This is a genomic window from Streptomyces sp. NPDC001816 (genome assembly GCF_042892235.1).
GTDB lineage: Bacteria > Actinomycetota > Actinomycetes > Streptomycetales > Streptomycetaceae > Streptomyces.
The window spans coordinates 249768-263974 of sequence record NZ_JBIATY010000006.1; the positions used below are offsets into that span (position 1 = coordinate 249768).

A 14207-nucleotide genomic window follows, 5' to 3' on the forward strand; every position below is an offset into this window, starting at 1 on the left:
GGGGTCTCCGGTAGGGGGACTCTCACCAGCGGCCCGTCACCGCGCCCCCACCAGCGACTCCGCCGCCGTCTCCCGCAGCACCATCTCCCGCAACGGCCCTTCCACAGCGGCCAGCTCCGCGTACCGCCCGCGCTGCACCACCCGGCCGGCGTCGAGCACGACCACCTCGTCGACCGCGTCGAGCCCGGCCAGCCGGTGAGTGATCAGCAGGGTCGTACGGCCCTCCGTGGCGGCGAGCAGATCCGCGGTGAGCGCGTCCGCCGTCGGCAGGTCCAGGTGCTCGGCAGGCTCGTCCAGGACGAGGACCGGGAAGTCGGCGAGGAGCGCGCGGGCCAGCGCGAGGCGCTGCCGCTGCCCGCCCGACAGCCGCGCTCCGTGCTCGCCGACGAGCGTGTCCAGCCCGTCCGGCAGCTCGTCCACCCAGTCCAGCAGCCGGGCCCGGGCCAACGCGTCGCGCAGGTCGGCCTCGGTGGCGTCCTTCCGGGCGAGCAGCAGGTTCTCGCGCACGCTGCTGTCGAAGAGGTGCGCGTCCTGGGCGCACAGTCCGACGAGCCGGCGCACGTCGTCGTCGGCCAGGGCGCAGGCGTCCACACCGGCGAGCGTGTACGAGCCCGCCTGCGGGTCGAGGAACCTGAGGAGCACCTGGGCGAGGGTCGTCTTGCCGGATCCGGAAGGACCGACCACGGCGATCCGGCGGCCCTGCTCCAGCGTGAGGTCGAGTCCGGCGAGTGCGTCCCGGTGCTGCCCCGCGTGCCGGGCGTCCAGGCCCCTGAGCACGACCGGGAAGGGCGAGGCGGGCGCCTGCCGGGGCCGCTCCGGCGCACGTACGGGCTCCGGGGCGTCCAGCACCTCGAACACGCGCTCCGCGCTCCGGCGCACCCGCTGCCGGTAGCGCACGGCGAGCGGCAGCCCCAGTACGGCCTCGAAGGAGGCCAGCGGGGTGAGGACCACCACGGCCATCGCCACGCCGCCGAGCCGGCCCGCGGCCACCGCCTGGGCGCCGAGCAGGGCGCCGACGGTGACGGTCAGGCCGGAGAGCAGCGCGGTGAGCCCGTCACCGAGCGCGGTGACGGCGGCGGAGCGCGACGCGATCCGGGTGAGCGTGCCGTCGGCCTGCCGGGCCGCGGCCGTACGGGCCGGCAGCGCGCCGGCGACGGTCAGCTCGGCGGTGCCGGTGAGCAGGTCGGTCACCCGGGTCGCGAGCTCTCCGCGAGCGGGCGCCAGCCGGCGCTCGGCCCGGCGGGCCGCGGCCGCGGTGACCAGGGGGACACCGACACCGGCCGCGAGGAGCCCGGCCGCGAGGGCGGCTCCGGCCTCGGGCAGCAGCCAGGCCGTGAAGGCGACGGAGGCGGTGGAGACGGCGACCGCGACGCCGGCGGGCAGCAGCCAGCGCAGCCAGTAGTCCTGGAGCGCGTCCACGTCGGCGACCAGCCGGGTGAGCAGATCGCCGCGGCGGGCCGTGCGCAGCCCTGCGGGCGCCAGCCGCTCCAGCCGCCGGTAGACGGCGACCCGGGTGTCGGCCAGCATCCGCAGCACGGCGTCGTGTGACACCAGCCGCTCGGCGTACCGGAAGACGGCGCGCCCGATCCCGAAGGCTCGCGTCGCCGTCACGGCCACCATCAGATACAGCACCGGCGGCTGCTGCGAGGCTCGCGAGATCAGCCAGCCGGAGGTGGCCATCAGCCCGACAGCACTGCCGAGCGCCAGACTCCCGAGCAGCAGCGCAAGGAGGAGCCGACCACGCCGGGGCCCGGCGAGCCCCCGAACCCGGGCGAGGGCACTCCGGAACCCTTGCAGGACCTGCGCTCCCGCCCCGGTCCTCAGCGGGCCGAGTCCAGCGCCGTCCGGTCCACCTTCCAACTGACCGAGTCGGGTGGCGGGTGGGCGAGGACGGGGGTCCAGGGGGCGGAGCCCCTTGGGCGGGCAACTGCCGGACCGGTGCGCCGACGACTCCGAGCCCTCAAGCCGCACCACCCGGTCCGCCGCTTCCAGCAGCGCCGGCCTATGCACGACGAGCAGCACCGTACGACCCGCCGCAAGCCTTCGTACCGCCGCCACGACGTCGGCCTCGGTCGCCCCGTCCAGCGCGGCCGTCGGCTCGTCCAGCAGCAGCACGGGCCGGTCCGCGAGGAAGGCCCGGGCGAGCGCGAGCCGCTGCCGCTGCCCCGCGGACAGCCCGGCCCCGTCCTCGCCGAGCACCGTGCCGGCCCCCTCGGGCAGCGCGTCCACGAACTCCAGCGCGCCCGCGTCCCGCAGCGCGCGGCGTACGGCGGTGTCGTCCGCGTCGGGCCGGGCCAGTCGGACGTTCTCCGCTATGGTCCCGGCGTACAGGTGCGGCCGCTGCGGCACCCACGCGATCCTCGACCGCCACTGCGTCAGGTCGACCTCCGCAAGATCGGCTCCCCCGACCCGGACCCTGCCCTCGGCGGGCTGTACGAACCCCATCAGCACGTTCAGCAGCGTCGACTTGCCCGCGCCGCTCGGCCCGACCAGCGCCACGGTCTCGCCCGGCTCGACGGTGAACGACACCTCGCTCACGGCGTCCGCCGACCGCCCCGGGTAGCGGACCGTCACCCCGTCGAAGGCCAGCGGGCCCTCGGGCACCACTGCGGTGCCGGACACCGGTGCCGGCGTCTCCAGTACGGCGAAGATCTCCTCCGCCGCGGCGAGCCCCTCCGCCGCCGCGTGGTACTGCGCGCCCACCTGGCGCAGTGGCAGATACGCCTCGGGCGCCAGCACCAGGATGACCAGGCCTGTGTACAGGTCCATGTCGCCGTGCACCAGACGCATGCCGATCGTCACGGCGACCAGCGCGACCGACAGGGTGGCCAGCAGCTCCAGGGCGAAGGAGGAGAGGAACGCGATCCGCAGGGTCCGCATGGTGGCCTGGCGGTACTCGCCGGTGATCCGGCGGATGGACTCGGCCTGCGCCTTGGCCCGGCCGAACACCTTCAGCGTGGGCAACCCGGCGGCCACGTCCAGGAAGTGGCCCGACAGCCGGGACAGCAGCCGCCACTGACGGTCCATCCGGGACTGGGTGGCCCAGCCGATCAACATCATGAACAGGGGGATCAGCGGCAGGGTGCCGACGATGATCGCCGCCGACACCCAGTCCTCGGTGACGATCCGTGCCAGCACGGCCACCGGGACGACGACCGCGAGGCCCAACTGCGGGAGATAGCGCGAGAAGTAGTCGTCGAGGGCATCGACTCCTCGGGTGGCCAGGGTGACCAGGGAGCCGGTCCGCTGTCCGCTCAACCACCCGGGGCCCAGTTGGGCCGCCCGCTCCAGCAGCCGCCCCCGAAGCTCCGACTTCACGGCCGCGCTCGCACGGTGTGCCGCGAGTTCGGTGAGCCACGCGACAATCGATCGCCCCACGGCGACGGCCGCCAACAGCACCAGGGGAGTGCGCAGTTCAGCGACCGACTGCCCGTGCTGGAAGGCGCCGACCACCACCTCGGCGATGAGCATGGCCTGGGCGATCACCAGCCCGGCCCCGAAGGCCCCCAGACCGACCACCGCCACCAGGAAGAGGCGGGTGGCGCGGGCGTAGTGCAGAAGGCGCGGATCGATTGGTTTCACGTGAAACATGCCCTTCGGTCCAGAGGGTGTGTTTCACGTGAAACACACCCTCGGCGGACTCAGTGTGCGACAGCGTCAGGAGCGATGTGCTGCGTGCCGATCCGCTTGCGGAACACCCAGTAGGTCCAGCTCTGGTAGAGCAGGACGAGCGGCGTGGCGATGGCCGCGCACCACGTCATGATCTTCAGGGTGTACGGGCTCGATGAGGCGTTGGTGACCGTCAGGCTCCAGTCCCCGTTGAGCGTGGACGGCATGACGTTCGGGAAGAGCGACAGGAAGAGCATCGCCACCGACGCCACGATGGTCACGCCGGACAGCGCGAACGACCATCCCTCGCGACCCATCTGATTGGCCACCAGAGCGGCCACCAGGGCGACGACCGCCACGATCAGGGCCACCAGGCTCTTGCCGTCACCGTTGTCGGCCTGCGTCCACAGCAGGAAGGCAAGCGCCAGGACGGCCGTCACGAGACCGACCCGCAGCGCCAGCTTCCGTGCCCGCAGCCGGATGTCCCCGACGGTCTTCAGCGCCGCGAAGACCGCCCCGTGGAAGGTGAACAGCGTGAGCGTCACCAGGCCGCCGAGCAGGGCGTAGGGGTTGAGCAGGTCCCCGACACCGCCGACGTACTCGAAGTGCTGGTCGATCTTCACCCCCCGCACGATGTTCCCGAAGGCCACGCCCCACAGGAACGCCGGGATGAGCGAGGTCCAGAAGATGGCCGTCTCCCAGTTGCGCTGCCAGTTCTCCTCGGGCCGCTTCGCCCGGTACTCGAAGGCCACACCCCGGACGATCAGACAGACCAGGATGACCAGCAGCGGCAGATAGAAGCCGGAGAAGAGGGTGGCGTACCACTCCGGGAAGGCGGCGAAGGTCGCGCCGCCCGCTGTGAGCAGCCACACCTCGTTGCCGTCCCAGACGGGCCCGATGGTGTTGATCAGCACCCGGCGCTCGGGCCGGTTCCGGGCGAGCAGCTTGGTGAGGATGCCGACCCCGAAGTCGAAGCCCTCGAGGAAGAAGTAGCCGGTCCACAGGACGGCGATGAGGACGAACCAGACGTCGTGAAGTTCCATGACTGTTCCCCCGGCCTAGTACGAGAAGGCCATCGGCTTGTCGGCGTCACGCGTGTCGCCGCCGATCTTCGTGGGCGGGTTGAGGTCGGCCGCGGTCAGCTCGGGCGGGCCGGCCTTGACGTACTTCACCAGCAGCTTGACCTCGACGACGGCGAGGATCGCGTAGAGCGCGGTGAAGACGATCATCGAGGTGAGGACCTCGCCCTGGGAGACACCGGGGGAGACCGCGTCCCGGGTCTGCAGGACGCCGTAGACGGCCCACGGCTGACGGCCCATCTCGGTGAAGATCCAGCCCCAGGAGTTGGCGATCAGCGGGAAGGCCAGGGTCCAGATCGCGATGCGCCAGTACCAGGTGGTCAGCTTCGGGCCGAGCGCCTTGTTCCGGAACAGCACCAGGTGCGGCACCTCGTCCTCGCCGACCCTCAGGTGTTGCGGCAGCATGAACTTCTTCCGGGTCAGCCACAGTCCGGCGAGGCCGATGGTGAAGGAGGCCATGCCGAAGCCGATCATCCAACGGAAGCCCCAGAAGGCCACCGGGATGTTGGGCCGGTAGTCGCCGGGCCCGAACTTCTGCTGCTCGGCCTTGTTGACGTCGTTGATGCCGGGGACGTTCGAGGTGAAGTCGTCGTTGGCGAGGAAGGACAGCAGGCCCGGGATCTCTATCGCGACGGTGTTGTGGCCTTTCTCGACGTCTCCGTAGGCGAAGATCGAGAACGGTGCCGGCTTCTGGCCGTCCCACAGCGCCTCGGCGGCGGCCATCTTCATGGGCTGCTGCTTGAACATGACCTTGCCGAGCACGTCACCGCTGACCGCGGTGAGCAGGCCCGCGATGACCACCGTGATCAGGCCGAGCCGCAGCGAGGTCTTCATCTCGCGGATGTGCCGCTTACGGGCCAGGTGGTAGGCGGAGATGCCGACCATGAAGGCGCCGCCGGTCAGGAAGGCCGCGGTGAGGGTGTGGAAGGCCTGGCTGAGCGCGGTGTTCTGGGTCAGGACATGCCAGAAGTCCGTGAGCTCGGCCCGGCCCTTGGCCTTGTTGATCCGGTAGCCGACGGGGTGCTGCATCCAGGAGTTGGCCGCCAGGATGAAGTACGCCGACAGGATCGTGCCGATCGAGACCATCCAGATGCAGGCCAGGTGGATCTTCTTGGGCAGCTTGTCCCAGCCGAAGATCCACAGCCCGATGAAGGTGGACTCGAAGAAGAACGCGATGAGGGCCTCGAAGGCGAGCGGGGCGCCGAAGATGTCACCGACGAAGCGCGAGTAGTCCGACCAGTTCATGCCGAACTGGAACTCCTGCACGATGCCGGTGACCACACCCATCGCGATGTTGATCAGGAAGAGCTTGCCCCAGAACTTCGTCGCCCTGAGGTACTTCTCCTTCTCCGTGCGCACCCAGGCCGTCTGGAGCCCGGCCGTGAGGGCGGCCAGGGAGATCGTCAGGGGGACGAACAGGAAGTGGTAGACGGTGGTGATGCCGAACTGCCAGCGCGCCAGTGTCTCCGGCGCCAAAGCCAGGTCCACGTCGTCACTCTCCTTACTACGCCGTGGTACTGCGGCGGTTTGCCCCTCTTGTCACGCACATAGAGGATCAAACGGGATGCGCTTGTGAACGCGTTCACATTCACAAGCCATTATGACCTACTGATTTTCGGCAACCAACGGGGGGTCCCCCCTCCGCCGTGCCGCCAAGGTCTTGGCAGCGACTTCAACATATTGTTGAATTGTGCGCCATGCAGATACGGATCTCCTGGCCCGCGGGCAACACCACCGCGACCCTCGACGACACGCCGACCACCCAGGCCCTCGGCAAGGCCCTGCCGCTCGCCTCCACCGCCCACACCTGGGGCGAGGAGGTGTATTTCGACACAGGTGTCTCCGTTTCACGTGAAACGGACGCCCGGCAGGTCGTGGAGCCGGGCACGGTGGCCTTCTGGACGGACGGCGACGCCCTCGCCCTCCCCTACGGGCCCACGCCCATCTCGCGAGGTGACGAGTGCCGGCTCGCGAGCCCGTGCAACGTCCTGGGCCGACTCGACGGGGACGCCTCAGTCCTGGCGACCGTGCGGGACGGCGACCCCGTACGCGTGGAACTGATCCACGCATAGGCGCTGACAGACGAGTAGGCCCCGCACAAGCGAGGCCCACCCGAACCGCTTCGGTGCTCCTGACGGAGCCCGCTCAGATCTCCTTGTGGAACGCTTCCGTCACCTTCAGGAAGATGTCGTTCGCCTCGGTCTCGCCGATCGTCACCCGCACACCCTCGCCCGGGAACGGCCGGACCACCACACCGTGCTCCTCACAGGCCGCCGCGAACGCGACCGTGCGCTCCCCCAGCCGCAGCCACACGAAGTTGGCCTGGGTCTCCGGGACCGTCCAGCCCTGGGCGCGCAGCGTGTCGACCACGCGCGTGCGCTCGCACACCAGCGAGCCGACCCGGCCCAGCAGCTCGTCCTCGGCCCGCAGTGAGGCGATCGCCGCCTCCTGCGCGAGCTGGCTGACACCGAAGGGCACCGCCGTCTTGCGCAGCGCCGCCGCCACCGGCTCGTGCGCGATCGCAAAACCGACGCGCAGCCCGGCGAGGCCGTAGGCCTTCGAGAACGTGCGCAGAACGCAGACGTTGGGCCGGTTCCGGTACAGCTCGACGCCGTCGGGCACCTCGGGGTCGCGGATGAACTCCCGGTAGGCCTCGTCCAGCACCACCAGCACATCGCCGGGCACTCGGTCGAGGAACCGCTCCAGCTCCGCGCGACGCACCACCGTGCCGGTCGGGTTGTTGGGGTTGCAGACGAAGATCAGACGCGTCCGGTCGGTGATCGCCTCCGCCATCGCGTCCAGGTCGTGCACATCGCCCGCAGTGAGCGGCACCTGCACCGACCGGGCGCCGCTGATCTGCGTGATGATCGGGTACGCCTCGAAGGACCGCCAGGCGTAGATCACCTCGTCGCCGGGGCCGCTGGTGGCCTGGATCAGCTGTTGGGCGACGCCCACCGAGCCGGTGCCGGTGGCCAGGTGGGAGAGCGGGACACCGAAGCGCTCCGACAGCTCGTTCATCAGGCCCGTGCAGGCCATGTCCGGGTAGCGGTTGAAGTTGGAGGCGGCCGCGGTCACGCTCTCCATCACACCGGGCAGCGGCGGATACGGGTTCTCGTTGGAGGACAGCTTGTAGGCGACCGGCCCGCCGGCCGCGGCGGGCTTGCCCGGCTTGTACGTGGGGATACCCGCCAGCTCGGCGCGCAGCTTCGGGCTCGTCTCGCTCACCGCAGTCCTCCTCGCGACCACCGGCGGCCCGTCGACGCCGCCGGCTTCCAATACTCCACACCTTATGAGGATTCGGCGCCCCTGCGAACAGCTGCGGGGCACCACAAGAGGCGAACCTCATCGATCCCACAGGCATCAGGGGCATCACCAGACGAAGGCGTACGTATCGGGGGGCGCGCCGCACATATATCTACGCGCCGGTGGCTCGCGCCGTGGCGCGCATCACCCGTGCAGGTGAGTTGAGACCTCTTCGAGACATCGAGCACTTGGCAGGCCCATGCGCGTCGACACGTCACGTCTTACCATGAGAGCACTCAACTTCCTTGCTTTCCAAGGAAGTTGAGCCGTAATGACCATGCAGAAACGTACCTGCCAATGGGTGCATATGCGTCCGCACTACCCCACCGCATGAGCCCTACTATCGGCTCGCCATGACAGCAGCAGGGAAGCACCAGGTGAGCCGCGCGGAAACCTCACGTCGAGGCAGTCGACCGGGCCGGGCGGGCATCAGAGACGTGGCCGCCGCCGCCGGGGTCTCCATCACAACCGTGTCCGACGCCCTCAACGGCAAGGGCCGGCTCCCGGATGCCACCCGGCGCCATGTCCGCGAGGTCGCCGACCGGCTGGGGTACCGCCCCTCGGCCGCCGCCCGCACCCTCCGTACCGGCAAGTCGGGACTGATCGGCCTGACCGTGACGACGTACGGGGATGAACCTTTCACCTTCACGGAGTTCGCGTACTTCGCCGAGATGGCCCGGGCCGCCACCTCGGCCGCGCTCGCCCGTGGCTACGCCCTGGTCATCCTGCCCGCGACCTCCCGCCACGACGTGTGGTCGAACGTGGCCCTGGACGGCACGGTCGTCATCGACCCCTCCGACCAGGACCCGGTGGTCAGCGAACTCGTCCGGCAGGGGCTGCCGGTCGTCTCCGACGGCCGCCCGGCCGGCTCGCTCCCGGTCACCGCCTGGGTCGACAACGACCACGAGGCCGCCGTCCTCGGCATCCTGGACCACCTCGCCGCCGCGGGCGCCCGCCGGATCGGCCTGCTCACGGGCACGACGACGGACACGTACACCCATCTGTCCACCACGGCCTACCTGCGCTGGTGCGAGCGCGTCGGCCAGGACCCGGTCTACGAGGCCTACCCGGCGCACGACCCGTGCGCGGGCGCCGTCGCCGCCGACCGGCTGCTCGCCCGCCCCGACCGCCCGGACGCCGTCTACGGTCTCTTCGACCCCAACGGCACCGACCTGCTCGCCGCCGCCCGCCGCTACGGCCTGCGCGTCCCGGACGACCTGCTGCTGGTGTGCTGCAGCGAATCCACGGTGTACGCCAACACCGAGCCGCCCATCACCACGCTCTCCCTGAAGCCGCGCCGGATCGGCACCGCGGTGGTCCAGCTCCTCATCGACGCCATCGAGGGCGTCGAGTCGGACCAGCCCGTCGAGCAGGTGATACCGACGGAGCTGATCGTGCGAACCTCGTCCCAGCGGCGTCCCCCGCGCACGACCGTCAGCCCACCGCGGACCCCGGAAAGGGGATAGCGGGGGGGGGGAGCGCAGGCGGGAGCCCGGCGGGTGGCGCGATCGGTTCACCCGCCGCGGCCGCGGCCGGGCGCGGGGGCCGAGGGGCCTCGGGGGGAGCCGAATCCGGCCACCACGGCTCTGCCGCCTCGCGGCACGCGGCTCCGCGGGCCCCAAACAGGTCGGTCGGCCGTCCAGCCGTGCGGCCGGCGCAGGACCGGCAGCCGGTCGAACCCCTGCCCAAACGGGGCGAAAGCCGCGGTGAACTGGAGTCTTGCTCTGATTCACCACCCCTGGGTCATCACACGGCGCGACGCGCATTCCTATGATGGGCCCACGACACCGCGGGCCGCTGCGACCAGGCAGTCCGAAGCGGTGCAGCTGCGGCGCGATGGTGGAGGGGTCTGATGACTCAGGGGGCCGGTCAGGGACCCGAGGTGGAGCGGACGGCGACGTTGCGCGACTTCCGGGTACCCGCGTACGTCCACGAGACCGGTCCGTACGTCCACGCCCAGTCCGGCGACGCCCTCCCGTCCGTGGACGGGGCCTACCCCGAGGGCTACACGCCCACCCAGCGCGACCTGCCCGTCATCAACCGCGGCGACACGCTCCAGGTCCCCGTCGAACCGGCCCCCGCAGCCCCCGCCGCAGAGCCCACGACCGGCCCCGGCGCGCTCTACGTCGTCGGTGACGTCCACGGCTACCTGGACGAGCTGGTGGCCGCCCTGCGGGAGAAGGGGCTGATCGACGCCTCCGGCCAGTGGTGCGCGGGCACCGCCCGGCTGTGGTTCCTCGGCGACTTCACCGACCGCGGCCCGGACGGCATCGGCGTGATCGACCTGGTGATGCGGCTGTCCGCCGAGGCGGCCGCGGCCGGCGGCTACTGCAAGGCCCTCATGGGCAACCACGAACTGCTGCTGCTCGGCGCCAAGCGGTTCGGCGACACCCCCGTCAACTCCGGCGCGGGCACCGCCACCTTCCAGGCGGCCTGGCTGCTCAACGGCGGCCAGAAGACCGACATGGACCGCCTCCAGGACCACCACCTGCAGTGGATGGCCCGCCTCGACGCCGTCGAGGAGGTCGACGGCTACCTGCTCGTGCACTCCGACACCACCGCCTACCTCGACTACGGCGACTCGATCGAGGCCGTCAACGACACGGTCCGCGAGACGCTCACGCGCAACGACGCGGACGAGTGCTGGGACCTGTTCCGGAAGTTCACCAAGCGCTTCTCCTTCCGCGACGAGGGCGGCGCCGACGCCGTACGGTCCCTGCTCGACACGTACGGCGGGACCCGCATCGTCCACGGCCACAGTCCCATTCCGTATCTCCTCGGCGAGGTCGGATCCGAGGACGACGAAGAGGGCAGCGGACCCGTCGTCGAGGGACCGCACGTCTATGCCGAGGGACTCGCCATCGCCATGGACGGCGGCGTGACCATGGCCGGAAAGCTGCTGGTCCAGCAACTTCCCCTGGATATCTGAGCGTTCGCGGGGCAGGTGCGCCCCATACCGGATGAACGCAGGTCGGCACGCAAATTCCGGCAACCCCCTGTCACCGCGTGCCGTCACGGCTCTACCATCGGCTTATCCGTAGCAGGCTCCCCTCCGTTTCTGCCCGACGGCTCGCCGGCGTGCGAGCCACCAGCCCTACGGAGCATCGGGGGATGCACATGAACAGCGTTCCGCAGCACCTGCTGAGCGAGGACCGCCAGGAATTCGAGCGGATCCTCGATGAGGCGCTGCGCTCCGCACCACACCGACCGGAACTGGCCGCTGTCGGACAGCGGCTGAACCCCGAACAACTGCGCACCATGGCCCTCGACGCCACCGCGCTGATCACGGCGGCCGCGGCAGCCGAGTACCAGAACTACGTGAAGGTCCGCGAGGAACTGCGCCACCCGGCGCCGTCCACCCCCTCGGCCGCCCGCGATTCCGGTTCCGCCGGACCGGGTGCGGACGCGATGGGACTCGCCACCGGCCTCGGCGAGGCCGCCGAGACGACCGGGGCGGGCGCCATCGCCGTGATCGCGGTGCTGGCCCCCGTCCTCGCCGGGACCGCCGCGGCGATCTTCCTGCTCGTCGGCTACATCCTGAGAATGCTGGCTCCCGGCCAGGCTTTCGCCCAGACCATGCTCACCGCGGGCTGGGTGTTCGGCGCCGTGGCCGCGGCCGCGATCCTCGTCGCCGCGGTCGGGCTGCTGCTCACCGCCCTGCGCAACAGCGCCGCGGCGGAAGCCGGGACCCACGACGCGGCGAGCGCGGAGGTGGCCAGGGCCAGAGAGGCCTGGCGGGAGGCCCTGCTGGAGCGCGGCATCCTGCCGTTCCTGCGGAACGCGCTCGCCCAGCCCGGCGCGGCCACCCTGCACCCCACAGCCCCGCCGGCTCCGACCGGCCGTATGCCGCGCCTGGGTTACGGCCGCCCCGGCTTCAGCAGCCCCGACGACGGCTCCGCCTCCGGCCGCCCGAGCTTCACCAGCCCGGACTACACGAGCCCCGACTTCGGCGGCCCGGAACACCAGCCGGAGTGAGGCTACAGCCGCCGGACGATCTGCGCCTCGACGCGTTCGACGGACGTGCGGCTGTAGGCGTGCACGAGAGCGAGGTGGAACAACGCGGGCGCCAGCGGCGCCCAGCGGTGGACACGGTCTTCCCGGAGCAGGTACTTGATGACGGGCGCCGGACGGAACGGCACATAGTCGATCGTCTGATGCTCCCAGCGGTCCGCCACACCCCTGCTCATCCGCGCCTGGAGGTCAGAACTTCTGAGTTCCTTGAGCCTGGCGAAGTAGTGGCCGCTCCAGTGGCGCTTGTCGACGTCCAGGACAAACGCCAGAAGGTCGAGTGTGTACTCGTGCGCCTCCAGGGCCAGTTCCTCACGCATTCCCCGACGGCACACCGCGTGCAGGTCCGGCGCGCTCCGTCCCGACGAGTCGATGTGCCGGGACAGCCCCTCGTTGACCGAGGAGTTCCACACGCCGGGCGCCATCCTGACCCGCTCGCTGCGACGGCTCACCACGAGCATGTCGTCGGCGGTGACCACGGCGACGTTGACGGCGAAGCTGCACTGGAGGAACGCGGGGGCGGCCAGGGGCTGCTCGGGATCCAGGTATCGCGACCGCGGGGTCGCACCGTCCGGCAGCCGACGGTCGAGCTGCTGAGCCGCCAGGAACGTGTAGTAGTCGGTCGGCCGCAGTCGCAGATGCACCTCCGGCGTCTCGTCCAGTGACGTGCGGGAGATGTCGAACGACTCGACCGCATAACGCGGCCCGTTCCACAGGGGGGTACGCCCCTCGGCGCGCAGGTGTTCGCTCTCGGCGGCTATCTCGTCCCGCCAAGGCTTCATGTCCGCCGGGAGCCGGACGTCTTCGTCGAGCACGTGTACGAAGATCGTCTCCGCCGGGATCGGAGTCTCCCCGTCTCCCTCCACGATCAGTGCCGAGGTCTGCAGGGGCCCGAGCGAGAACGTCCGCCACGCCGGTCCCGACTCCTCCCGGCCCCTCAGACCGCGCAGCGCACTCGCCGAGCGTCTGCGCATCCGGAACCACGCGTCCTGCAGGGGCTGTTGGAACAGCACCGCGAACACCATGCCGATGACCGCACCGACCACCCCGTTGGCAACATCGATCCCACCCACACGGAAGACCTTAGGGATCTTGTGAGCCCCGGGCGGCATCGTGTTCCTTCCGTTACGGTGCCTGTCCGTCGTCGGGATCCGGCAACTGGATCACCGCAATGCTTCCCGTCTGAGCAACCGCCAGGCGGGTGCCGTCGGGATGCAGCGCCGCGACCGGGGTCGGGACATGGGTGACCCCGTAGGCTCCTTCCCGGCGTGCCACATCCACCTCCGGCCATTCCGCCAGGACTGCGCCGGTGGTGATGTCGATCAGCCGGGGATGCCCGTGCAGTGAGACGACTCTGCTGCCCCCCCCCCCCCCCGCGAGCAGCGTGCCGACCTTGAAATCGACCTGGCTCCGGTGCATCCATCGACGCTCGGACAGGGACCAGACACCGAGCTCCCGAGGGCCCAGAGCAGGCACCTCTTCGTCATCGAGGAACTCCTCGCCGGTCGCAACCACCAGGCGATCACGGCCGAGCCAGCACGCTGACTCCACCTCGGCGTCGATGCCCGGCTCCATCGGCAGCACTCCGGGCCCGTCCAGTGCGGCCGGGTCCGTCAGCGCGGCCTGCAGATCGAAGACCTCGGCGATGCCGTACGGATGCCACACCCAGCCGGCCACGAGGAGATGCCTGCCGTCCTGACTCACCGACAGCCGGGAGTGGAAAACGTCCTTGTCTCCACGTGGGCCCGAAGTGAGGCGCTTGCCCGACTCCGCCTCCTCGATGTGGAGGACGTTGTACTCCTCCGGGCAGTGAACCAGGATCTCTCGCCCGTCCGGCAGAACTCCCAGCGCGACGGGGTAGTCGAAGTCGTCGGCGTGGTAAATGCTGCGCGTCAGCTCACGGACGACGCGCGATCCCCGGACCAGCAGAGCCCTGGTCCCGCGCTCGGCGTAGACGACGCTGTAGCGGCCGGAGGAGGAGACGACGCTTCGGTCGAACACCGGTCCGTATCCCGTGACCGTCCGATGCTCCACACCGGCGGCGCTCCAGGCACGGCCGCCCACCAGGTCGACCAGACTGTCGTCCTGCCAGACCAGCGACTGTGCCGGAGCCGTCGTCTCCAGCAACACCACGGGTCCCATCCCCAACCCCCTTCTCACCGACCGGCGCCGGCGCTGCTCTCCGGGCATCCGGCCCGAGGAGCAGCG

Annotated in this window: 10 protein-coding genes; 4 read left to right on the forward strand and 6 right to left on the reverse strand. The window is 70.5% G+C overall.

Annotation, left to right across the window (positions count from 1 at the left end; translation table 11 throughout):
• Positions 1–36: 36 nt before the first annotated feature.
• The 3 genes from cydD to ACFYZZ_RS22965 are packed head-to-tail and all read right to left on the reverse strand — an operon-like array spanning position 37 to position 6176.
• Positions 37–3582, reverse strand: a complete 3546-nt coding sequence (cydD, locus tag ACFYZZ_RS22955; RefSeq protein WP_389178892.1) for a thiol reductant ABC exporter subunit CydD — start codon at positions 3580–3582, stop codon at positions 37–39.
• Positions 3583–3641: 59 nt separating this feature from the next.
• Positions 3642–4652 carry a cytochrome d ubiquinol oxidase subunit II gene (gene cydB / locus ACFYZZ_RS22960; RefSeq protein WP_389178895.1) on the reverse strand — a complete coding sequence of 337 codons (1011 nt, stop codon included), beginning with the start codon at positions 4650–4652 and terminating at the stop codon, positions 3642–3644.
• A 15-nt stretch (positions 4653–4667) separates the two neighbouring features.
• Positions 4668–6176 (reverse strand): cytochrome ubiquinol oxidase subunit I, encoded by a 1509-nt coding sequence (locus tag ACFYZZ_RS22965; RefSeq protein WP_389178898.1) that lies wholly within the window; start codon positions 6174–6176, stop codon positions 4668–4670.
• A gap of 209 nt (positions 6177–6385) precedes the next feature.
• On the opposite strand from ACFYZZ_RS22965, the gene ACFYZZ_RS22970 reads away from it, so the two are divergent.
• Positions 6386–6760 (forward strand): cyclophilin-like fold protein, encoded by a 375-nt coding sequence (locus tag ACFYZZ_RS22970; protein ID WP_389178901.1) that lies wholly within the window; start codon positions 6386–6388, stop codon positions 6758–6760.
• Between the two features lie 73 nt (positions 6761–6833).
• Here the strand turns inward: ACFYZZ_RS22970 and hisC are convergent, their stop codons facing one another.
• Complete coding sequence (hisC, locus tag ACFYZZ_RS22975; protein ID WP_389178904.1) at positions 6834–7913, reverse strand: histidinol-phosphate transaminase; 1080 nt, start codon at positions 7911–7913, stop codon at positions 6834–6836.
• A gap of 431 nt (positions 7914–8344) precedes the next feature.
• On the opposite strand from hisC, the gene ACFYZZ_RS22980 reads away from it, so the two are divergent.
• From ACFYZZ_RS22980 to ACFYZZ_RS22990, 3 genes are all read left to right on the forward strand, one after another.
• Positions 8345–9457: a LacI family DNA-binding transcriptional regulator gene (locus ACFYZZ_RS22980; RefSeq protein WP_386572592.1), complete on the forward strand. Its 1113-nt coding sequence runs from the start codon at positions 8345–8347 to the stop codon at positions 9455–9457.
• Positions 9458–9843: 386 nt separating this feature from the next.
• Positions 9844–10920: a metallophosphoesterase gene (locus tag ACFYZZ_RS22985; protein ID WP_389178907.1), complete on the forward strand. Its 1077-nt coding sequence runs from the start codon at positions 9844–9846 to the stop codon at positions 10918–10920.
• A gap of 182 nt (positions 10921–11102) precedes the next feature.
• Positions 11103–11966, forward strand: a complete 864-nt coding sequence (locus ACFYZZ_RS22990; RefSeq protein ID WP_389178910.1) for a hypothetical protein — start codon at positions 11103–11105, stop codon at positions 11964–11966.
• Between the two features lie 2 nt (positions 11967–11968).
• Here ACFYZZ_RS22990 and ACFYZZ_RS22995 read toward each other — a convergent pair whose 3' ends face one another.
• Positions 11969–13072, reverse strand: a complete 1104-nt coding sequence (locus ACFYZZ_RS22995; protein ID WP_389178913.1) for a hypothetical protein — start codon at positions 13070–13072, stop codon at positions 11969–11971.
• 52 nt (positions 13073–13124) lie between these two features.
• Positions 13125–14141 (reverse strand): hypothetical protein, encoded by a 1017-nt coding sequence (locus tag ACFYZZ_RS23000; protein WP_389178916.1) that lies wholly within the window; start codon positions 14139–14141, stop codon positions 13125–13127.
• Positions 14142–14207 lie beyond the last annotated feature (66 nt).

What these genes read in the sequence shown, in the direction of transcription:
- cydB (WP_389178895.1), bottom strand. Translation starts at nt 4,652, where the DNA reads ATGGAACTTCACGACGTCTGGTTCGTCCTCATCGCCGTCCTGTGGACC.
- ACFYZZ_RS23000 (WP_389178916.1), bottom strand. Translation starts at nt 14,141, where the DNA reads ATGGGACCCGTGGTGTTGCTGGAGACGACGGCTCCGGCACAGTCGCTG.
- ACFYZZ_RS22985 (WP_389178907.1), top strand. Translation starts at nt 9,844, where the DNA reads ATGACTCAGGGGGCCGGTCAGGGACCCGAGGTGGAGCGGACGGCGACG.
- ACFYZZ_RS22970 (WP_389178901.1), top strand. Translation starts at nt 6,386, where the DNA reads ATGCAGATACGGATCTCCTGGCCCGCGGGCAACACCACCGCGACCCTC.
- ACFYZZ_RS22980 (WP_386572592.1), top strand. Translation starts at nt 8,345, where the DNA reads ATGACAGCAGCAGGGAAGCACCAGGTGAGCCGCGCGGAAACCTCACGT.
- ACFYZZ_RS22990 (WP_389178910.1), top strand. Translation starts at nt 11,103, where the DNA reads ATGCACATGAACAGCGTTCCGCAGCACCTGCTGAGCGAGGACCGCCAG.